We start from the raw sequence: 20,787 nt of genomic DNA, 5'->3' as shown, positions 1-20,787 counted from the left end.
AACGGCCCTGTTCAGTTGCATGTGGAGGGCGACGGCCCGTTCGGCCGTCGCCCGTCGTCCATTCGTCGTTCTCGCGTTCCGCATGGTGCCTCCGTGACCACGGCCCTCCAGGACGGGCCGTGGCCACGAGGATCACAGGACGTGACGCTCACCGCTAAACATGTTGCATCAGGAGTTTCGCGAGGACGACGCCCCCGCCCCGTCCTTCGCGGTCAGGACGGACAGCGGCTGCGTGATGTCCTCGAGTCCCTTCCGCGCGGCGTCGACCCCGAACACGAGTGCCACGACGCCGCCGAGGACCATCACCCCGGACCCGAGCAGGTAGCCCCAGAAGAGCGGCTCGCGCGACGACCCGTCCCCGATGAAGGCGCCGTAGACCAGCGGAGCGATCGCGCCGAAGACCTGCGCGAGGGCGAAGAAGTACGAGATCGCCTGCGACCGGAGTTCGAGCGGGAAGATCTCGCTCACCGTCAGGTAGGCGCTCGACGCTCCGGCCGACGCGAAGAAGAACGACACGCACCAGAACGCGACCTGGACGGTGGCGCTGATGGCGTCGGCGCGGAACAGGAACGCAGAGGTCGCGAGCACGAGCCCGGACACCAGGTACGTCAGGAAGATCATCTGCCGCCGACCCCAGGTGTCGAAGAACCGGCCGAGGATGAGCGGACCGAGCAGGTTGCCGATCGCGAACGGGAAGAAGTACAGGCTCGTCTGCGCGGTCTCCATGTCGAAGAAGTTCGTCAACACCAACGCGTACGTGAAGAAGATCGCGTTGTACAGGAACGCCTGCGTGATCATCATGGTCGCGCCGACCAGCGTGCGGGTCGGGTACTGCTTGAGCAGCACGCGGGCGATGGTGAGGAACCCGACGCGGTCCATCGGCGTCACGGTCATCGCCTTCGACTGCGGCACCACTTCGAGCTTCCGCCCCGACTCCCGCTCGACCTCGGCCTCGATGCGCGAGACGGTCTCCTCCGCCTCCTGCTCCTTGCCGTGGGTCATCAGCCACCGGGGACTCTCGGGGATGTGCCGACGCAGGAAGATGATCGCGATGCCGAGCACCGGGCCGAGGAAGAACCCGATCCGCCATCCGACGTCCTCGGCGAAGTGCGCGGTGTCGAGCAGGTAGATGTTCGCGGCCGCGCCGAGTGCCGCGCCGCCCCAGTAGGTGCCGTTGATGGCGATGTCGACGTGCCCGCGGTACTTCGACGGGATCAGCTCGTCGATCGCCGAGTTGATCGCCGCGTACTCACCACCGATCCCGAGCCCGGCGACGAAGCGGAACACCGCGAGGAACCAGAAGTCCTGCGCCAGGCCCGCGACGCCCGACCCGATCAGGTAGATCGCGAGCGTCAGGATGAAGAGCTTGCGTCGACCGAGCCGGTCGGACATGCGTCCGAAGACCAGGGCACCGACGACCTGGCCGACCAGGTAGACACTGCCGAGCGACGTCACGTCCTGGTTCGACAGCCCCAGGTCCGCCTTGAAGCCGGCGTTGGAGACGATCTGGATCTCGAGTCCGTCCAGGATCCACGACACCCCGAGGCCGACCACGACGCTCCAGTGGAACTTCGTCCACGGGAGCCGGTCCATCCTCGCCGGGACCAGGCTCGTGACCGTGCCGTCCCTCGTTCCGCTGGCGCTCGTCATGCGCATGCTCCTCCCGCGGCGGACGCCCTCGGCCTGCCGCAAGCCAGGACCGTACGCCTGCGCCACCGCCCGGGTTCTCGGCCGGGACGTGCGGATCGACCGCGCCCGTCGACCGGCAGGGAGGGGGGTCGAGCGGGGCGGAGCCGGATCCCCCTATGTCGATCAGGCTCCGCCGCTCTGCCCTCATCCTCTCGGATGCTAGGGATCCTCACAACTCCCGGGACGCTCACACCGCTGGCCGGGAGGCCCGTGGCGGACCCCACCACGAGCCTCCCGGCCAGTAGCGTGGTCGCGTGCCGCTGCAGAACTCGTCCGACCGCATCCTCACGACCCACACCGGTTCGCTCCCCCGGACGCCGGAGCTGACCGCCCTCCTGGTGGCCCGTGACCAGGGGAAACCCTTCGACGAGCGGGCACTCCGCGAGGAGACGGCCGCTGTGCTCGCCGCGACCGTGGACGCGCAGCTCGATGCCGGGCTCGACGTCGTGAACGACGGCGAGGTCCCCCGCGTCGGGTTCTCGACCTACATCCGCGAACGACTGACCGGCTTCGGCGGGACCGGCCACCGCAAGCCGACGCTCGACTCGGTGAAGTTCCCCGGGTACGCCGCGTTCCAGGCGCGACAGATCGACGAGGGTGCCGAGTTCGCCCGTGTGTGGGACACCCCGGTGGCACAGGGCCTGCTGCAGTACGACGCGGAACGGACCGGGATCCGCGAGGACCTGGACGGGTTCGAGCGCGAACTGGCGCGGAACGCCGCGGCAGGACGTGTTCCTGAGGGGACCTTCATCTCCGCCGCGACGCCCGGCATCGTCGCCACGACCCTGCTGCTCGACGACGCCAACCCGCACTACGCCGACCACCGCGAGTACGTGTTCGCCCTCGCCGAGCAGCTCCGGGTCGAGTACGAGGAGATCGTCGCCCGCGGCCACGTGCTCCAGCTCGACGCCCCGGACCTGGCGATGGAGCGCGTGATCCACTTCGGCGACGCGACCCTCGACGAGTTCCTCACGGCGGTGGACCTGCACGTCGACGCCCTCAACCACGCCCTGCGGAACATCCCGAAGGAGCGGACCCGACTGCACGTCTGCTACGGCAACTGGCAGGGTCCGCACCAGGACGACGTGCCGGTCGACGTGCTGCTCCCGCACCTGTACCGGGCAGAAGTCGGGTCCTTCAGCATCCCGTTCGGCAACCCGCGGCACGCGCACGAGTTCCCGGCGTTCCGCGACCTGCCGCTGCCCGAGGACGCCGTGCTCGTGCCGGGCGTCATCGACGTGACGACGAACTACCTCGAACACCCGCAACTCGTCGCGAACCGCATCGTCGAGGCCGCCGAGGCGGTGGGCGACCCCACCCGTGTCATCGCCGGCACGGACTGCGGACTGGCGACCTTCGCGAGCTACGAGTTCGTCGCGTCGGACGTCGCGTGGGCGAAGCTGCGCGCGCTCACCGAGGGCGCCGAGATCGCGTCGCGCCGCCTGTTCGGCTGACCCCGCTCCGGCGGACGCGGCCCGCGACCGGAGGGTCGCCAGCGTCGGCGGGCAGGCGTACCGTGGCGCCCGTGAACCGACCTGACATCTCCACGGTCGGCGAGCTCCGCGCTGCTGGGCACGTCCAGAAGTCGGTCCGCGCCGAGATCCGCGACAACCTGCTGACCGCCCTCCGCGAGGGCCGCAACCCCTGGCCCGGCCTGCACGGCTTCCGGACCACCGTCATCCCGCAGCTCGAGCGCGCCCTCATCGCGGGGCACGACGTCGTCCTGCTCGGGGAGCGCGGCCAGGGCAAGACCCGACTGCTCCGCACGATGAACGGCCTGATGGACGAGTGGACGCCGGTCATCGCCGGGTCCGAGCTCGGCGAGCACCCGTACGAACCGATCACCACGGCGAGCATCCGTCGTGCGGAGGACCTCGGCGACGCGCTGCCGGTCTCGTGGGTGCACCGCGACGAGCGCTACGTCGAGAAGCTGGCGACGCCGGACACCTCCGTCGCGGACCTCATCGGCGACGTCGACCCGATGAAGGTCGCGGAGGGCCGCAGCCTCGGCGACCCCGAGACCATCCACTTCGGTCTCATCCCGCGCGGACACCGGGGCATCGTCGCGATCAACGAGCTGCCCGACCTCGCCGAGCGCATCCAGGTCGCGATGCTCAACGTGATGGAGGAGCGGGACGTCCAGATCCGCGGGTACGTCCTCCGGCTGCCCCTCGACGTGCTCATCGTCGCGAGCGCGAACCCCGAGGACTACACGAACCGCGGCCGCATCATCACGCCGCTCAAGGACCGCTTCGGTGCGGAGATCCGCACGCACTACCCGATCGAACTCGAGGACGAGATCGCGGTGATCCGGCAGGAGGCGCAGCTCACCGCCGACGTCCCGGACCCGCTCGTCGAGATCCTCGCCCGCTTCACCCGGGCGCTCCGCGAGTCGAGCGCCGTCGACCAGCGCAGCGGCGTCAGCGCCCGCTTCTCGATCGCCGGGGCGGAGACCGTGTCGGCGGCGGCCGTGCACCGCGCCGCCCGACAGGGCGAGCCCGAGGCGGTCGCCCGTCCGATCGACCTCGAGACCGCGGTCGACGTGCTCGGCGGCAAGATCGAGTTCGAGTCCGGGGAAGAGGACCGCGCCGACGAGGTGCTCGAACACCTGCTCCGCACGGCGACCGCGGAGACCGTCCGCTCACGCTTCCGCGGGCTCGACTTCGGTGTCCTCGTGGACGCGCTCGAGGCCGGCACGATGGTCACCACGGGCGAGCAGGTCAGTGCACGGGACTTCCTCGCCGGTCTGCCGTCGCTCGGCGAGTCCGACCTGTACGACCAGATCGGTGAACGCGTCGGTGCCACGAACGACGGCGAGCGGGCGGGCGCCGTGGAGTTGGCGCTGGAGGGGCTGTTCCTCGCCCGGCGCATCAGCAAGGAGTCCGGCGGGGGCGAAGCAGCGTATGGGATCTGACGTCGTGGGCCCGAACAGCGGTGGGGTGTCCCGTGGCTAGTCGACTGAACCGTCGTCTCAGCCGGGACAGCCGCTACGGCAAGTACGAGGGCGGGCCGGATCCCCTGGCACCGCCCGTCGACCTCGCCGAGGCGCTCGACGCCATCGGTGAGGACGTCATGGCCGGCACCTCCCCCGAGCGCGCGATGCGGGAGTTCCTCCGCCGCGGTGGTCGCACGCAGCGCGGGCTCGACGACCTGGCTCGGCTCGTCGCCGAGAAGCGCCGCAAGCTCACCAGCGAGAACAACCTCGACGGCACGCTGCAGGAGGTCAGACGGCTCCTCGACGAGGCCGTTCTCGCCGAGCGCGGACAACTCGCGCGTGACACCGCGATGGACGACGGCGACCGCGCTCTCGCCGAACTCCAGCTCGACAGCCTGCCGCCGTCGCCCGCCGCCGCGGTGAACGAACTGCACGGCTACGACTGGAAGAGCCCCGCGGCACGCCAAAAGTACGAGCAGATCAAGGACCTGCTCGGCCGGGAGATGCTCGACCAGCGCTTCGCGGGCATGAAGCAGGCGCTCGAGAACGCCACCGACGAGGACCGGGCCGCGGTCGCGCAGATGATGCAGGACCTCAACGACCTGCTCGACGCGCATCGCCGCGGCGAGGACACGCAGGAGCAGTTCGACGCGTTCATGCGGCAGCACGGTGACCAGTTCCCGAGCAACCCCCAGGACGTCGACGAGCTCCTCGACGACCTCGCCGCCCGCGCCGCCGCCGCCCAGCGGATGCGGAACTCGATGACACAGGAGCAGCGCGACGAACTCGACGCCCTCGCCGAACAGGCGTTCGGCTCGCCGGCGCTGATGGGCGCGCTCTCCCGACTGGACGAGAACCTCCGCGCGCTGCGCCCCGGCGAGGACTGGGGCGGGTCCGAGGGCATGGACGGCGAGCAGGGCCTCGGGCTCGGCGACGGCACCGGGATCTTCCAGGACATCGCGGACCTCGACGCCCTCGCCGACCAGCTCGCGCAGGTCGGTCCGGGCTCCGAACTCGACGACCTGGACCTCGACGCCCTCGCGCAGCAGCTCGGCGACCAGGCCGCCGTGGACGCCCGCACCCTGCAGCAGCTCGAGAAGGCGCTGCGGAACTCCGGGTCGATGCGCCGCGGCACGGACGGGCAGCTCCGGCTCACCCCCAGGGCCATGCGGCAGCTCGGGAAGAGCCTGCTCAAGGACGTCGCCGAGCGGATGTCCGGTCGGCAGGGCGCGCGTGACCTCCGCCGGGCCGGAGCCGCCGGTGACCGTTCGGGCTCGACGCGTCCGTGGGAGTTCGGCGACACCGAGCCGTGGGACGTCACGCGCTCGATCACGAACGCCCTGACCAGGACCGCGGGCGACGGAGCGCGGACCGGTGCCGGTGTGCGCCTGCAGATCGAGGACGTCGAGGTGCAGGAGACGGAGGCCCGCACGCAGGCCGCCGTCGCGCTGCTCGTCGACACCTCGTTCTCGATGGCGATGGAGGACCGGTGGGTCCCGATGAAGCGGACCGCACTGGCCCTGCACACGCTCATCTCCACCAGGTTCCGCGGGGACGACCTGCAGCTCATCGCCTTCGGCCGCGAAGCCGAGGTGATGGACGTCGAACAGCTCGTCGGCCTCGACGCGATGTGGGACAAGGGGACGAACCTGCACCACGCCCTGCTGCTCGCGAACCGCCACTTCCGGAAGCACCCGAACGCGCAGCCGGTCCTGCTCATCGTCACCGACGGCGAGCCGACGTCGCACCTCGAGCCGAACGGGCAGGTGTACTTCAGCTACCCGCCGGACCCGGTGACCATCGCCCTGAGCGTCCGTGAGTTGGAGAACGCCCACCGTCTCGGCGCGAAGACGACGTTCTTCCGCCTCGGTGACGACCCCGGTCTGGCGCGCTTCGTCGAGGGCATGGCCCGCCGGGTCGACGGCACGGTGACCGCGCCGGAGAACGAGAACCTCGGCGTCGCGGTGGTCGGCTCCTACCTGGGCGCCAGACGCGGGTCCGGCTCGGCCTCCGGCGACGACGGGCTGTGGGGCAGCGCCTTCGGGCGCTTCGCCTGAGCGGCGACGGGACCGACAGGTGCCGGCTGCCGGCCGGGAGGCGCGCCTCCCGGCCGGCGACCGGCCCGCGTCAGAAGACCGGCCAGGGCACGGCCGGACCGTACCCGTCCGGCGGCGGGAACGCCCGCACCGCGGCGAGCGCGGCGCACCGCCCGCGGAGGGCGGAGAGCTCGTCGTCCGTCAGGTGCTCCCGGAGGGTCTCGCCGAGCTCGCCGCGCAGCGCCTCGGACAGCCGCTGGAGCCCGGCGACCTCGTCGTCGGTGAGCGGCTCGCCGATCCATCCCCAGAGCACGGTCCGGAGCTTGTGCTCGGCGTGGAAGGTCAGACCGTGGTCGACGCCGAAGCGGTGACCGTCGGGCATCGCGAGGACGTGACCGCCCTTGCGGTCCGCGTTGTTCGTGACCACGTCGAAGACCGCCATCCGCCGGAGCACGGCCGTGTCCTCGTGCACCAGGGTGACCGCCTGGTCGTTCTCGTCGACGGCGTCGAGCACCTCGCGCACGGTCCCCTCGGCGAGCGCGGCCGCGGCCTCCTCGCTCGGGAGCAGGTCGACGGCGTCCTGCGCCGGGTCGATGTCCTGCCACCGCTGGACCATGCCGGGACCGAAGGGGCCGTCCCCGAGCCAGGTCGGCGGGACGACGTTCCACCCGAGGGCCTCGGAGACCAGGTAGGCGGACACCTCGCGGCCGGCGAGCGTGCCGTCCGGGAAGTCCCACAGCGGCTTCTCGCCCTCGATCGGCTTGTACACGACGTTCTCGCCGTCGAGCCGGGCGATGAAGGTGGCGTTCGACGCTTCGCGGATGCGTCCGGTGATCCGGAGCTCTCCCGGTGCGCTCGGCACCACGGCGCTGGCGGCGTCGAGGCCGGTGGAGCCGTCACCGCTGCCGCGCTGGACCGTCATCCGAGTTCGGGCGGGTTCGGCCGACCGGCTGCGACGACCTCCCGGGTCCGCTCGACGAACGCACGAGCGGTCCCGACCGGGATCTTGACCTGCAGGAGTTCGGTCGGCTCGGGGAGTTCGACGACCGCTTCGGCCTCGTCGCCGTCGCCGGTGGTCTCGGTAAAGACCTCGAGGTCCTCCTCGATCGGGTAGGCCTCGATGACCACCTGCGCGGTCGCGGGGTCGAACCCGAGGCTCAGGGCACCGGCGCGGAACTCGGGCTCGACCGGTTGGTCGAGGGGGTCGCCGTCACGGAGTTCGGCGGGTGCGGCGTCGGGGACGCTGAAGCGGTTGTCCTCCACCGTCGCGACCTCGTCGAGGAGTTCGTCGATCTTGTCGGCGAGGACGGCCGACTGTTCCTTCTCGATGGCGACGCTCACGACGCGGCGGCCGTCTCGGGCCTGGATGTAGAACGACCGCTCGCCCGGGAGCCCGATCGTTCCGACGACGAGTCTGTCCGGCCAGTCGAAGCCGTGGACGATGGGGGGCATACCCGCATTGTAGGAGCGACCGCCTCCGTCCGTTCAGGGAGTCGGTCGCTCGGTGTCCTCGTGCCCCGCGCCGCCACCGACCGGTGCGTCCCCCGTCGGCGCCGCTGCCCGTGCCAACCACGAGAGGTCACCCGACTCGGTGTTCGTCGCGACGACCTCGGGCCGCTGCTCGCCGTACCGGACGATCGACACCGAGGCCGGCCCGACGGCGATGCGCTGGAAGAGGTCGAGGTGCATGCCGAGCGCGTCGGCGAGGACGGACTTGATGATGTCGCCGTGGCTCACCGCGACCCAGACCGCGTGCGCGCCGTGCTCGGCCTCGATCTGCGCGTCGAGGCGCCGGACGGCCGCGACCGCTCGGGACTGCATGGTCTGCATCGACTCCCCGCCCGGGAAGACCACGGCACTCGGGTTCGCCTGCACCACCCGCCAGAGCGGCTCCTTCGCGAGGTCGCTGATCGCCCGGTTCTGCCAGTCGCCGTAGTCCGCCTCGATGATGCCCCGCTCGACGAGCTGCTGCGGCTCGCCCGGCTGGAACGCCGTGATCGCGCGGGCCGTCTGTCGGCAGCGCTCCAGCGGACTGGACACGACCGCGGCGAGGGGCACCGCGGCGATCCGCTCGGCGGTCGCAGCTGCCTGGCGCTTGCCGACGGAGTCGAGGGCGACGCCGGCGGTCCGGCCCGCGAGGAGTCCGGTCGCGTTCGCGGTGGTGCGCCCGTGCCGGACGAGGAGGACGGTCGCCATGGGGACGATCCTAGGCGCGCCCGACGGTGCGACCAGCGGACAGGCACGTGCGCGCGATCCGCGGACCCGCGAGAATCGAGGTGTGTTGGTCTCCATCGTCTACATGAGCGTCGCGACGCACGAGTTCCGGGAGGACGAGCTCGCCGAGATGCTCGCCGGTGCACGCCTGCGCAACGAGGCGCTCGGCGTCTCCGGGCTGCTCGTCGTCAAGGGCGGCCGGTTCATGCAGCTCCTGGAGGGCCCGGCGTGGAGCGTGGACGACCGGTTCGCCGCGATCGAGCGGGACCCGCGCCACCACACGATCCGGTCGTTGATCCGTGAGGACATCGAGCACCGCCGGTTCGACGGCTGGTCGATGGCGTACCGCGGCCTCGACGACGCCGACATCGCGGCCGAGGAGGGCTTCAGCCCCTTCCTGTCCGGCACGCTCGAGTTCGCGCCGTCCTTCGACCGCACCAGCGCCGCCTGGCTCCTGAAGTGGTTCCGCGACCGGGACCTGGTCGAGGACTGACACCTCCCGTCCACAGGTCTGCACTGTCCACCGCGACGCGCTCCACCGCGGCGCGCTCACCGTTCTGTCTGTACGGTCGGCGACATGCCGTTCTTCCGTTCCACCCCAGCCCCGCCCGCGACTCCCCCGACGGAGCCGTTGACCGGCGCGCGGGCCGCGTGGTCCGATTCGTTCGGCAAGCTCGCGACCCGGTGCCTCCAGGTCATCATCATCCTGGTCATCGTCGCGGGCATCGTGTACGCGAGCCAGGTGCTCAGCGTCGTCACGATCCCGGTGCTCCTCGCGCTCATCATCGCCTCGGCCATGCACCCGGTCGTGTCCTGGCTCCGTCGGCACGGCTTCCCGTCCGTCTTCGCGACGCTGACGGTGCTCCTCGGTGTCCTCGTCGTGCTCGGACTGCTCGGCTACCTGATCGTCGTCGCCGTCGAGAACCAGTGGTTGAGCCTGCAGAAGTCCGCCGTGCAGGGGTTCCAGCAGCTGCAGGACTTCAGCACGACGTTGCCGTTCGCCATCTCGGATTCGCAGGTCGACGACGCGGTCAACACGGCCACCGACTTCGTCACGAGCGCGCAGTTCGGCTCGGGCGCACTCGCCGGTGCCTCCGCCACCGCGAACTTCCTCACCGGCCTCGTGCTGATGATCGTCGTGTTGTTCTTCTTCCTCAAGGACGGGCCCCGCATCTGGGAGTTCCTGCTCCGTCCCTTCACCGGCGCCTCGTACACCCGCGCCCGCCGCGTCGGTGACCGCGTCGTCTCCACCCTGGGCGGCTACGTCCGTGGCACCGCCACCGTCGCGGCAGTCGACGCGATCGGTATCGGCGTCGGCATCGCCATCGTCGGTGTCCCCCTCGCGCTGCCCCTGGCCGTCATCGTGTTCATCACGGCGTTCATCCCGATCGTCGGCGCCACCGCGGCGGGCATCCTGGCCGCGCTGGTCGCCCTCGTCGCGCTCGGTCCGGTCCAGGCGCTGTTCGTCATCGGCATCGTCGTGGTCGTCAACCAGCTCGAGGGCAACTTCCTCCAGCCGGTGCTCATGGGCAAGACGCTCCGCCTGCACGGTCTGGTCATCCTGATCGGCCTGACCGCCGGCACCGTCCTGGCCGGCATCACCGGCGCGATCATCTCGGTGCCGCTCCTCGCCGCCGCATGGGGTGCGGTGAAGGTCTGGGACGGCCCGGACCTGGCCGCCGAGCCGTGGCGCCAGAAGCGTTCCGAGGACGTCGAGGACCACGAGCGCGCGAACAAGCGCGCGAAGCGTCGCGAGAAGGCACAGAAGGCCCGCACGGAACGCCGCGAGAAGGCGGAGAAGGCCCGCGCGAAGCAGGCCGCGAAGGCCGCCAAGGCGGGCTGACGCCGCCACCGGCTCCGGACAGGAGGCCCGGACCAGCCCGCCGGGGCCGGTCCGGGCCTCCTGTGCTTCCGCGCTCTCGCCCGTCGTGCTCACTCTCGCGGCTGCACGATGCGTGCCGTCGGTCGCGATGGTCGCGCCCGAGGCGTCGGTGTCAGACCGGCGGGCAGGCGAACGAGCGGTCGACGACCGCCAGCAGGCGGGCGCGGTGGGCCGGGGCCACGCAGGCGTGGGCGAGCACGCGCCACATCGTCCCGACGGCCGGGAGCAGGTCCGTCCGGGCAGCACGGACGTCCGAGACGAGCTGCACGCCGGTGAACCACGGCACGACGGTGGCGCCGAGCGCATCGGCGCTGACGGTCGAGTCGACCTCGCCCGCGGCGACGGCGAGCCGGAAGACGTCGACGACGCTCGCGATCCACTGGTCGTAGAAGGCGGAGGTGGCGCCGGAGAAGACGCGGTTCTCGAGCGAGAGCCGGATGCCGGCACGCACCACGGGGTCCTCGAGCAGGAGCCCGGCGATCGTCCGCGACGCCACGACGAGTCCGCCGAGCGGTGAGGGGTCGGCGAACGTGACGGCGGCGAAGGTCCGGGCGTTCTGCTCGTCGATCACGCCGAGCGCGATCGCCTGCTTCGTCCGGAAGTGGAAGTGGATCGCGCCCTGGCTGACCCCGGCTGCCTTGGCGATCCCGGCGATGCTCGCGGCGCCGAATCCCTCCCGGTCGAACTCGACGGCCGCCGCGTCGAGGATCGCGGTCCGGCGGTCGGTCCCGCGTCCGGGCACGGAGGTCGGCATCGTCATGGTCTTCGTTCCCCCGTGGTCCCTGGTGCTGGGCGTGGACAGAACGACCGGTGCACGCCTGTGACAACGTTACCGCGGAAGCGAAGACTCCTCACACCACTGACTGCGGCGGTGCCTCCTGCGTCAGCGCCGCGAGCAGCCCGAGCCGCTCGGCGCTCTCGCTCCCCGGGTCCGCGTAGTAGAGCACGAGGACGAGGCCCTCGACCGGCAGCTTGTCCCGGTGCAGGTGCAGCTCGCCGACGACCGGGTGCTCGACCGTGACCGACCCGCCCTCGAGCGCCCGGACGTCCTGACGCGCCCAGAGCTGCCGGAAGCGTCCGCTCGCGAGCGACAGCTCGCCCACGAGTTCGACGACCCGCTGGTCCTGCACGTCGTCCGCGACCGACCGCCGGAACGCCCCGACGAACTGCGCGACCGCACGGTCCCAGTCGCGGTGGAACGCCCGCTCCTCGGGGTCGAGCAGCAGCGACCGCAGTCGGTTCGCACCGACCCGGAGTCGGGGCGAGAACGCGGTCGCGAGGTCGTTCGCCGCCAGGACGTCGAACGCGCGCCCCTCGATGAACGCGGGGACGTCGACCGCGGCGAGGAGTGCGTGCAGCCGTGCGGGGACCCGCTCGGCGCTCCGGCGGGGTCGACTCCGGCGGACGGGCTCGGCGAGGTGCCGGAGGTGCGCCTGTTCGACGTCGTCGAGCCGGAGCACGCGGGCGAGTGCGTCGAGGACCTGCGGCGACGGGTGGGTGTCCCGACCCCGCTCGAGTCGCAGGTAGTAGTCGGTGCTGACACCCGCGAGCATGGCGACCTCCTCGCGGCGGAGGCCCGGCACGCGGCGGAGCCCGCCGCCCGGGATGCCGGCCTGCTCGGGTGTCACGAGCCCACGTCGTGCCTGCAGGTACGCGCCGAGCAGGTTCGTCGGGGCGTCGTCCGGGCCTCCGCCTGCGGTCATGCGGCCGTCCCGGTCCGGCCGGGCAGCGTCGCGAGCGCGCGCGACCGCTGCGCGACGAGGTCGTCGTAGGTGCCGTCGCGTTCCGCCCACCGGTGCATGAGGACACCCTGCACCAGGACCTCGTGCGGCGTCGGGTCCTGTGCCAGGAGCGTCATCACCTCGGCGCCGAACGCCCCGAGGTCGAGCGCGTTCGGGTTGCTGGTCCCCATGCTCGTGGCGACCGCCGGCGGCACGAGCTCGGCGACGTCGACACCCGTCCCGGCGAGCTGTGCACGGAGTGCCTCGCTGTAGGCGTGGACGGCCGCCTTCGAGGCACCGTACGAGGCCATGAGCGGGAAGGGCAGGAAGCCGATGCCCGAGCTCACGGTGACGATCGTGCCGCTCCCCTGCGCGAGCAGGTGCGGGGTGAAGGCGTCCACGACCCGGATGGTGCCGAGCACGTTGACGTCGATCGTCCGCTCGGCGTCGGCGAAGTGCGCCGGGTCGCGGAGGTCCTCGGGGAGCCCGATGCCGGACATCGTGACGACGGTGTCCAGATCGGGCAGGAGGTCGAGCACGGAGTCGCGTGCGGCTGCGACCGACGCCGTGTCGGTGACGTCGACCGCCACGGTACCGAAGCCCTCGGCACGGAGCTGGTCGAGCAGGTCGGTCCGGCGGCCGCCGATGACGACCGAGCTGCCGGCGTCCCGGAAGCGCCGGGCGAGTTCGAGGCCGATGCCGGAGGTGGCACCGACGATGACGACTGAGCGAGTGGTGATGTCCATGCCTCGACGCTAGGTCGACGCTGCGGACGGTCCCGGGGCCCCCGGAGGACCTGTCAGGGCTGACGGACGGGGAACGGTGCGGAGGGTGTGGGATTCGAACCCACGAGACATCTCTGCCCACCTGTTTTCAAGACAGGCTCCATCGGCCACTCGGACAACCCTCCGTGACGCGACCACGTGGCGAGACGTGACCGCGTCCCGAGCAGTCTACCGGGCCTCCCGTCCGGCGGCGGAGCGCCCGCGCGCGCCTCAGCGGGGCAGGGTGTCGAGCGCCGCCGCGAGCCCGTCGTCCGTGACGCCACCGGTGATCTCGCTGCCGGCGTCGACGACGTCGTCCGGCGCCTGCCCCATCACGACACCACGGCCGGAGGTCGAGGCCCACCGCAGCATGTCGATGTCGTTGCGTCCATCACCGGCCGCGAAGACACGGGAGCGCGGGATGTCGAGCCACTCGCGGACCCGCTCCATGGCGGTCGCCTTCGTGACACCCTCCGGCGCGATGTCGAGCCAGGCCGTCCAGCCGACGGTGTACGAGACCTTGTGCAGGCCCATCCGGTCGACGATCTGCAGGAACTCCTCGAGCCCGTGCTCCGGGGAGATGACGACGACGCGGGTGGCGCGGACCCCGAGCAGCTGCTCGAAGTCGACGTGGTCGCCGGACCCGGTCATGGTGTCGTCGGGGAAGTCGCCGGACAGCAGGTAGTGGCCGGTCTCGTCCTCGACGCCGTACGCACCGTTCTGCAGGGCCCCGCGGATGGTCTGCAGGACCTCGGTCGGGTCGAAGGTCTCGACGTGGACGCGCTCGTACGCGCCGTCGGGGGTGCGCTCGAGCGTGAGCGCGCCGTTCGCACAGACGAGGTACCGCGGCTCGATGCCGAGCTGCTCGAGCAGCGGGACGGTCATGCCCTCGCTGCGGCCGGTGGAGAGCATGACCTCGTGCCCGGCGGCCTCGGCGTCGCGGACGGCCCGGATGACGGTGTCGGTGATGACCCCGTCCTCGCGCATGGTCGTGCCGTCGATGTCGAGCGCGACGAGCCAGCGCTTCACCCGCGCGGGCGCAGCGGCGTCCCGGCCCGATGCCGCGTCGGACCCGTCCACGAAGCCGCGTGAGGAGCTCATCGGGGCTCGATCACCTCGACGCCGCCCAGGTAGGGCCGGAGGACCTCGGGGATGACGACCGAGCCGTCCTCCTGCTGGTGCGTCTCGAGGATCGCGACGAGCCAGCGGGTGGTGGCCAGCGTGCCGTTGAGGGTCGCGACCGGCGCGGTCTTGCCGCTCTCGGTGCGGTACCGGATGTCGAGGCGGCGGGCCTGGAACGTCGTGCAGTTCGACGTCGAGGTCAGCTCGCGGAAAGTGCCCTGCGTCGGCACCCATGCCTCGAGGTCGTACTTCCGCGCAGCACTCGTGCCGAGGTCACCCGCGGCGGTCTCGATCACGCGGTAGTGCAGCCCGAGGTCCTGCAGCATCGACTCCTGGTACGACATGAGCCGCTGGTGCTCGGCGTCGGCCTGGTCCGGGTGGACGTAGGCGAACATCTCGAGCTTGTTGAACTGGTGCACCCGGAGGATGCCGCGGTTGTCCTTGCCCGCCGACCCGGCTTCGCGCCGGTAGCAGGTCGACCAACCGGCGTAGCGGAGGGCCGGGTCGTCCTCGGACGGGAACTGCAGGATCTCGTCCGCGTGGTACCCGGCGAGGGCGACCTCGCTCGTGCCGGTCAGGTACAGGTCGTCGGCCTCGAGTCGGTAGACCTCGGCCGCGTGCTCGCCGAGGAAGCCGGTGCCGGCCATCGTCTCGGGGCGCACGAGGGTGGGCGTGATCAGGGGCTCGAACCCGTGTTGCACGGCGCGGTCGAGGCCGAGCGACATGAGCGCGATCTCGAGGCGGGCGCCCATCCCCTTGAGGAAGTAGAACCGCGAGCCGGAGACCTTGACGCCGCGGGCGATGTCGATGATGCCGAGGGACTCACCGAGGTCGGCGTGGTCCTTCGGCTCGAAGGCGAACGACGGCTTCGTGCCGACGGTGCGCAGGGTGACGAAGTCGTCCTCGCCACCGGCGGGCACGTCCGGCAGCACCACGTTGGGGATGGCGCGGACGACCGAGTTGAAGGTGTCCTCGGCGGCGGTGACGGTGGCCTGCGCCTCCTTCACCTTCGCGGCGAGCGCCTGCGCCTGCTGCACGAGCGCGGCCTTCTCGTCCTTCGGGGCCTTCGCGACGGTCTTGCCGAACGCGTTCTGTTCGGCGCGGAGCGCCTCGAACGCGGTGATGGCGCTGCGTCGCGCTGCGTCCGCGGCGACGGCCTGGTCGACGACGTCGACGGAGGCGCCGCGCGCCGCCTGCGAGGCCTTGATGAGGTCCGGTTCGTCGCGCAACAGCTGGGGGTCGATCACCGCCCCAGCTTACCGGGGAGCCGGTGGCAGATCGGTGGACGCACCGGACGGGAGGCCCGGCACCGGATCGACCCGCGCTCCCGTCCCGGACGTGGTCACGTTCCGGACCGCGCAGCCGGTGCCCGGTAGCGTTGACCGCATGTCGACGCCCTCGGAAGCCACCGCCGTGCCGGAGGACGCCCCTGCCACGGACCAGCGCACCGCCGCAGTCATCTACAACCCCGTCAAGGTCCACCTGCCGACCCTGAAGCGCACCGTGAACCGGTACCAGCGCGAGGCCGGCTGGTCGGAGACCAAGTGGTACGCCACGAGCGAGGAGGACCCGGGCGGCGGCATGGCCCGCCAGGCACTCGAGGCCGGTGCGGACGTCATCGCCGCTGCCGGTGGTGACGGGACGGTCCGCGCCGTCGCCGAGGTCGTGCACGGGTCCGACGCGGCGCTCGCCCTGCTGCCGAGCGGCACGGGCAACCTGCTCGCCCGCAACATCCCCGCGCCGATCGACGACCTCGGTGCCAGCGCGCACACGATCTTCCACGGCGAGGACCGCGAGATCGACATGGGCACGGTGCACGTCGAGCGCCCCGACGGCTCGCGTGAGCAGTTCGGCTTCCTCGTGATGGCCGGCCTCGGGCTCGACGCACGGATGCTCGTGAACACGAACGACGACCTGAAGAAGAAGGTCGGCTGGCTCGCGTACGTCGACTCGCTCGTCCGGTCGCTGCGGGACTCCGACGCCATCGAGTTCCGTTACCGCCTGGACGGCCAGAGCACCCGGTCGGTCCGCGCCCACTCGCTCATCGTCGGCAACTGCGGCATGCTGCAGGCCGGCGCGACCCTGCTGCCGGACGCCGAGATCGACGACGGCTACTTCGACGTCGTCGTGATGCGTCCGCACGGGTTCTTCGGCTGGGTCCGGATCGGGGCCCGCGTGTTCTGGGAGAACGCGATCCTCCGCCGCTTCCGTCGCTCCGCGCTCGGCAAGACCGAGATCGGCAAGACCATCGTCACGAAGACCCGCGACGAGCGTCCGCTGCGCTACCTGCGCGGCGAGGAGTTCACCGCGCGGCTCGAGCGTGCCGAGGAGTTCGAGATCGACGGCGACCCGGTGGGCGAGGTCCGCGCCTTCCGGGCGAAGATCGACGCGGGCGGTCTGACGGTCCGCGTGGCCGGACCCGAGGACCAGACGCGGGCGACCCGCCGCCGCTGACCGCGCGCGGGGGTGTCGGACGGGAGGCTCAGCCCGCGTCCGGCTCCCCGCTCACGATCGCGCGCAGCCAGTCGCGCGCCTCGACGAAGGCCTGGTTGGAGTAGCGGGGTGAGACCTCGGACCGGAGGCCGTCCGCACGCGGGTACGAGCCGAGGAAGGTCACGCGCGGGCTGAACCGGCGGAGACCGAGCAGGGCGTCCGCGACGCGTTCGTCGTGGACGTGGCCGTCCAGGTCGATGACGAACCGGTAGCGGCCGAGCTCGTCGCCGATCGGACGCGAGGACAGCAACCCCATGTTGATGCCCCGGGTGGCGAACTGCTCGAGCATGTCGACGAGGGCACCGGGGTGGTCCGCGGGCAGTTCGACGATGACGCTCGTCTTGTCGGACCCGGTCCGCGGCGGGATCGCCAGGGTCTTCGAGACGAGCACGAACCGCGTGACGGCGCTCGCGTTGTCGCCGATCGAGTCGGCGAGCACGGCGAGGTCGTAGTGGTCCGTGATGCCGGGCGGGGCGACGGCGGCGTCCGCGGTCGGGTGGTCGTCGAGGAGCACGGCCGCCGCGGCGACGTTCGAGGACGCCGGGATGTGCCCGTGGCCCGGCAGGTTCGCCTCGAGCCAGTGGTGCGTCTGGGCGTAGGCGACCGGGTGGGCGTTCACGGTGCGGACGTCCGACAGGGACGTGCCGGGGCGGGCGACGAGCACGAAGTCGACCGGGACGAGGTACTCCCCCACGATCCGCACGCCGGGGATCCGGGCGAGGGCGTCCTGCGTGGCGCTCACGCCGCCGTCGACGCTGTTCTCGATCGCGATCACGGCCCCGACCGAGCGGCCGGTCATGACGTCGTCGAGCGCCTCGCCGACGTTGTTGACGCTCCGCCAGGGCTTCCCGGCGGCGGCCTCGACGAGCTTGAGTGCCGCCTCGGTGAAGGTCCCCGCCGGTCCGAGGTAGCTGTAGGTCTCGGACGGGGAGTCGGCGGCCTGGCTCATACCGGCGAGCCTATCGGCGTGCGGTGCCCCGTCCGCCGCTCAGAGGACGAGCTGCATGGTGTCCGAGTCGCCGTTCCGTCCGACGGTCCGGAACCCCGCTCGTTCGTAGAGGATGCGCGCACCGGTGTTGCCGTCCTCGACGCTCAGGCTCATCCCGGGCCACCCGGCGTCCCGGGCTGCGGCGACGAGCCGGGTGAGCAGCGCCGAGCCGATCCCGCGGCCGCGCGCCCGGGCGTCGAGGGCGAGGGTGAGCTCGGGGACGTCCTCGGCGACGAACCCGTACCCGGGGTCCTCGGCGGGCAGGTGCACCGCCCACGCGACGCCGACCGGCCCGTCGTCGTCGGTCGCGACGACCCCGAGGTCGGCGGCGCCGGGCCGCTCGGGGTCGAACGCGGCGGAGTAGTGGGCGAACTCGGGCCGGTCGAGGTCGGCGTCGGCGAACCGCTCCCCCGACCAGTTCATCGCGTCGAGGGTCGCCCGGCGGAGCAGGGGCACGTCGTCGGCGGTGGCCGCGCGGTACCCGATGCCGTCGACGGTGCTCGGCAGGGAGTCGTCGGCGGTGCCGGTCATCCGCGCCTCGCACATCTCGGTGGCGGCGACCACCTCGTCGCAGGACGCGCCCTCCGCACCGGCTCCGTCCCCACCGGGCATGTCGCTGACCGCGGCGAACCGGCCCTCGGGGTCGACCCGGGCGAGGAGCACGCGGGAGATCGTGTCGAGCTCGGCGACCTGCTCGTCGGTGAGCGCGTCGATCACCAGACGACGGGCGGTGCGGACGTGGTCCGGCGCGGCGGCGACGATGTGGTCGAAGCCGGCGTCGGTGAGCCGGACGTCGGTGGCGCGGCGGTCCTCGGAGGACGGGCACCGGGCGACGAGCCCACGCTTCTCGAGGCGCGACACGACGTGCGACAGGCGCGGGAGGGACGCGTTCGTGGCCGACGCGAGGACCGACATCCGCAGGGTGCGGGAGTCCCGCTCGGACAGCATCGCGATGACCATGTAGTCGAAGAGCGTCAGGTCGGCGTCGCGCTGGAGCTGCTGGTCGAGCGCTGCGGGCAGGAGTTCCATGACGGCGACGAACCCCATCCAGGCACGCAGCTGCTCACGGGAGAGCCAGGGCGTGTCGTCGGTCATGCCGCTCATCCTACGGAGAGGTTGTCGCTGCAACCACAGCATCGTCCGGACGACGCCGAGCGGTGACCACGCCGACCACGAGCACGACCACGACGACGGCGGCGAGCACCCCCTCGACGACGAGCAGCCGCGCGGTGTAGTCGAACGGCAGGACCGTGGGGTTCTTTGTGCCCTGCGACTTCGCGACGATCTCGGACACGGCGACGAGCGCGAGCACGCTGCCGAGGACGACCGCGGCCTGCACGACCACGAGCACCCACGTGCGGAGCGTGCGCCCTGCCCGACGGAGCCCCGCGCCGACGGCGAGCACGAACGGCGACAGCACGGCGTCGTGGAGCACGACCGCGGCGAGCAGCCACACGAGCAGGCCGCCGATCCGGTCCGTCCGGACCGAGGTCAGCAGGACCCACGCCCCGAAGGCGATGACGAGCACGCCGACGACCACGAGGACGGTCCGCGCCACCCGGATCCGCCGGTCGGGACGCTCGGCGGTGGGGACCGCGCTCATGCGATGACCTCGATCCGTTCGATCCACTTCGTCTGCAGGACGCCGGGTCGTCCGGGGGCGATGATCCGCGCCGGGAACCCGTGCTCCAGGTCGAGCGTCGCACCGTTGAGCTCGAGGGCCACCAGGGTGGTCGGGTCGGCGGTGTACTCCGGCCCCATCTCCATCACCCGGTATCCGCCGTGCTGCTCCAGACTCGTCACCCGCACGCGTACGTCCGGGTCGGACTGCACCGCCACGAGCAGGTCGCGCATCCGGACGCCCTTCCAACTCGCCATCTGGCTCCAGCCCTCGACGCACGAGATCGGGAGCCGCGCCTCGGCCTGACCCAGGGCGACGAGTTCGGCGCGTGAGAACGTGCGGCTGACCGCCGGGCCGGCGACGGTGAGGGCCCAGTCGGCGGCGGTCGCCGTGGCGAGGACCCCGGCGGCGCGAGCCGTCCGGTTCACCGGCAGCCCGTTCTGCCCGATGTGCCGCTGACGGGGAGCGAAGACGTTGAACGGCTCGGCGAGCACCGACGACTGGCCGGCCGTGAGGACGACGACGCCGGCCGTGGCCGCCGTGACACCCGCGATGAACCCGCGGCGGGCGAGACGCTGGCGCCCGCCTTCGGCGTCGGCGTCGGCGTCGGCGGCCGGGTCCGGTGCCGCACGGTCCGCGACCGGCGGAGCGCCGTCGATCCAGCGGTGGAGGCGACCGACGAACCCGCGGGACGTCGCGGCGGCGGGAGGGCGGGCCTCCAGGCCGGGACGGGCCTGCAGGGTCGGGTCGGGCAGGTCGCTGCCCACCGTCTCGTCCACGACGAACCGACCGTGCTCGTCGAACGCGTCCCGTGAGCGCCAGTACCGCGTGATGATGCGCAGCTTCGTGCCGATGTGCAGCACGAGCGAGCCGATGAGGACGTACGCGAGGGCGTTGTGGACCTGCCGGAACGGGAACGGCCACGGGTACCACTGGAAGGTGTTGAGCAGTCCGGTCACGACCTGGATGAGCGCGGCCGCCACGAACACCGCGATCGACAGCCGCTCGAGCCCGTGCAGGACACCACGCACGGGCGGTGTCTGGAGCAGCGCCGGCATGACGACGTTGAGCTTGGCGAGCAGCAGCGGGATCGCGGCGATGCCGGCGGTGACGTGCAGGCCCTGCGTGACCTGGTAGAGCTGCACCGGCCGGGTCGGGAAGCGCATCCACCCGGGCGGTTCCTGCAGCAGGTGGCTGTAGACCCCGGTGGCGAAGCAGACGAGGAACGCGATCCCGAGCAGCCGACCGGTGACGACCGCCGAGCGCGCGGTGCGGTTCGGCGACGCCATCACGCTCCGTGCGTCCAGGAGGAGGCGCTGGAC

The 20,787-nt window shown here is 71.7% G+C and carries 19 protein-coding genes and 1 tRNA gene; 6 read left to right on the top strand and 14 right to left on the bottom strand.

Features of this window, described 5'->3' with window-relative positions:
- Positions 1 to 168: 168 nt before the first annotated feature.
- On the bottom strand, positions 169 to 1,650 hold the full coding sequence (locus DEJ16_RS14730) for an MFS transporter (RefSeq protein WP_110826002.1): 1,482 nt from the start codon (positions 1,648 to 1,650) through the stop codon (positions 169 to 171).
- A 293-nt stretch (positions 1,651 to 1,943) separates the two neighbouring features.
- On the opposite strand from DEJ16_RS14730, the gene DEJ16_RS14725 reads away from it, so the two are divergent.
- The 3 genes from DEJ16_RS14725 to DEJ16_RS14715 all read left to right on the top strand — a co-directional run bounded on the left by DEJ16_RS14725 (position 1,944) and on the right by DEJ16_RS14715 (position 6,681).
- Positions 1,944 to 3,143: a cobalamin-independent methionine synthase II family protein gene (locus DEJ16_RS14725; protein ID WP_258366009.1), complete on the top strand. Its 1,200-nt coding sequence runs from the start codon at positions 1,944 to 1,946 to the stop codon at positions 3,141 to 3,143.
- Between the two features lie 71 nt (positions 3,144 to 3,214).
- A complete protein-coding gene (locus DEJ16_RS14720) occupies positions 3,215 to 4,603 on the top strand; it encodes a magnesium chelatase (RefSeq protein WP_110826001.1) in 1,389 nt (462 codons plus the stop codon).
- 32 nt (positions 4,604 to 4,635) lie between these two features.
- Positions 4,636 to 6,681 (top strand): VWA domain-containing protein, encoded by a 2,046-nt coding sequence (locus tag DEJ16_RS14715; protein WP_110826000.1) that lies wholly within the window; start codon positions 4,636 to 4,638, stop codon positions 6,679 to 6,681.
- A gap of 70 nt (positions 6,682 to 6,751) precedes the next feature.
- Here DEJ16_RS14715 and DEJ16_RS14710 read toward each other — a convergent pair whose 3' ends face one another.
- The 3 genes from DEJ16_RS14710 to DEJ16_RS14700 are packed head-to-tail and all read right to left on the bottom strand — an operon-like array spanning position 6,752 to position 8,856.
- Positions 6,752 to 7,582, bottom strand: coding sequence for an SCO1664 family protein (locus DEJ16_RS14710; RefSeq protein ID WP_110825999.1), 831 nt, complete (start codon positions 7,580 to 7,582; stop codon positions 6,752 to 6,754).
- Positions 7,579 to 8,112, bottom strand: coding sequence for a DUF3090 domain-containing protein (locus DEJ16_RS14705; RefSeq protein ID WP_110825998.1), 534 nt, complete (start codon positions 8,110 to 8,112; stop codon positions 7,579 to 7,581). Before DEJ16_RS14705 ends, DEJ16_RS14710 begins: the two co-directional genes overlap by 4 nt.
- 33 nt (positions 8,113 to 8,145) lie before the next feature.
- On the bottom strand, positions 8,146 to 8,856 hold the full coding sequence (locus DEJ16_RS14700; protein WP_110825997.1) for an MSMEG_4193 family putative phosphomutase: 711 nt from the start codon (positions 8,854 to 8,856) through the stop codon (positions 8,146 to 8,148).
- An 82-nt stretch (positions 8,857 to 8,938) separates the two neighbouring features.
- Between DEJ16_RS14700 and DEJ16_RS14695 the strand changes: the two genes are divergently transcribed.
- The gene (locus DEJ16_RS14695; protein WP_146243648.1) at positions 8,939 to 9,367 is read left to right on the top strand and encodes a BLUF domain-containing protein; all 429 of its coding nucleotides are present in this window, start codon (positions 8,939 to 8,941) and stop codon (positions 9,365 to 9,367) included.
- A gap of 84 nt (positions 9,368 to 9,451) precedes the next feature.
- Positions 9,452 to 10,717: an AI-2E family transporter gene (locus tag DEJ16_RS14690; RefSeq protein ID WP_110825995.1), complete on the top strand. Its 1,266-nt coding sequence runs from the start codon at positions 9,452 to 9,454 to the stop codon at positions 10,715 to 10,717.
- 151 nt (positions 10,718 to 10,868) lie between these two features.
- On the opposite strand, the gene DEJ16_RS14685 is transcribed toward DEJ16_RS14690, so the two are convergent.
- From DEJ16_RS14685 to serS, 6 genes are all read right to left on the bottom strand, one after another.
- On the bottom strand, positions 10,869 to 11,516 hold the full coding sequence (locus DEJ16_RS14685) for a ScbR family autoregulator-binding transcription factor (protein WP_110825994.1): 648 nt from the start codon (positions 11,514 to 11,516) through the stop codon (positions 10,869 to 10,871).
- A 91-nt stretch (positions 11,517 to 11,607) separates the two neighbouring features.
- Positions 11,608 to 12,459, bottom strand: coding sequence for a helix-turn-helix transcriptional regulator (locus DEJ16_RS14680; RefSeq protein ID WP_110825993.1), 852 nt, complete (start codon positions 12,457 to 12,459; stop codon positions 11,608 to 11,610).
- Positions 12,456 to 13,223, bottom strand: coding sequence for an SDR family oxidoreductase (locus tag DEJ16_RS14675; RefSeq protein ID WP_110825992.1), 768 nt, complete (start codon positions 13,221 to 13,223; stop codon positions 12,456 to 12,458). Before DEJ16_RS14675 ends, DEJ16_RS14680 begins: the two co-directional genes overlap by 4 nt.
- Before the next feature lie 79 nt (positions 13,224 to 13,302).
- Positions 13,303 to 13,387: transfer RNA gene (locus tag DEJ16_RS14670), tRNA-Ser, on the bottom strand.
- Between the two features lie 85 nt (positions 13,388 to 13,472).
- A complete protein-coding gene (locus DEJ16_RS14665; RefSeq protein WP_110825991.1) occupies positions 13,473 to 14,342 on the bottom strand; it encodes an HAD family hydrolase in 870 nt (289 codons plus the stop codon).
- The gene (serS, locus tag DEJ16_RS14660; protein ID WP_110825990.1) at positions 14,339 to 15,610 is read right to left on the bottom strand and encodes a serine--tRNA ligase; all 1,272 of its coding nucleotides are present in this window, start codon (positions 15,608 to 15,610) and stop codon (positions 14,339 to 14,341) included. The genes DEJ16_RS14665 and serS overlap by 4 nt, the downstream gene beginning before the upstream one ends.
- Positions 15,611 to 15,749: 139 nt before the next feature.
- Here serS and DEJ16_RS14655 point away from each other — a divergent pair, with 139 nt between their 5' ends.
- Entirely contained in the window at positions 15,750 to 16,817 is a 1,068-nt protein-coding gene (locus tag DEJ16_RS14655; protein WP_110826056.1) for a diacylglycerol kinase family protein, read from the top strand.
- Between the two features lie 28 nt (positions 16,818 to 16,845).
- Here DEJ16_RS14655 and pheA read toward each other — a convergent pair whose 3' ends face one another.
- Genes pheA through DEJ16_RS14635 form a run of 4 tightly spaced genes read right to left on the bottom strand, consistent with a single transcriptional unit; the run spans position 16,846 to position 20,754 of the window.
- Entirely contained in the window at positions 16,846 to 17,805 is a 960-nt protein-coding gene (gene pheA, locus DEJ16_RS14650) for a prephenate dehydratase (RefSeq protein ID WP_110825989.1), read from the bottom strand.
- Between the two features lie 39 nt (positions 17,806 to 17,844).
- A complete protein-coding gene (locus DEJ16_RS16070; RefSeq protein ID WP_110826055.1) occupies positions 17,845 to 18,939 on the bottom strand; it encodes a bifunctional helix-turn-helix transcriptional regulator/GNAT family N-acetyltransferase in 1,095 nt (364 codons plus the stop codon).
- Positions 18,940 to 18,949: 10 nt separating this feature from the next.
- Positions 18,950 to 19,447 carry a hypothetical protein gene (locus DEJ16_RS14640; RefSeq protein ID WP_110825988.1) on the bottom strand — a complete coding sequence of 166 codons (498 nt, stop codon included), beginning with the start codon at positions 19,445 to 19,447 and terminating at the stop codon, positions 18,950 to 18,952.
- Positions 19,444 to 20,754: a molybdopterin-dependent oxidoreductase gene (locus DEJ16_RS14635; RefSeq protein ID WP_110825987.1), complete on the bottom strand. Its 1,311-nt coding sequence runs from the start codon at positions 20,752 to 20,754 to the stop codon at positions 19,444 to 19,446. The genes DEJ16_RS14640 and DEJ16_RS14635 overlap by 4 nt, the downstream gene beginning before the upstream one ends.
- Between the last annotated feature and the right edge of the window lie 33 nt (positions 20,755 to 20,787).

This window comes from Curtobacterium sp. MCJR17_055 (assembly GCF_003224335.1).
Taxonomy (GTDB): Bacteria; Actinomycetota; Actinomycetes; order Actinomycetales; family Microbacteriaceae; genus Curtobacterium.
Note: the sequence above shows the minus strand (reverse complement) of the source record. Positions and strands in the feature narration are given on the sequence as shown.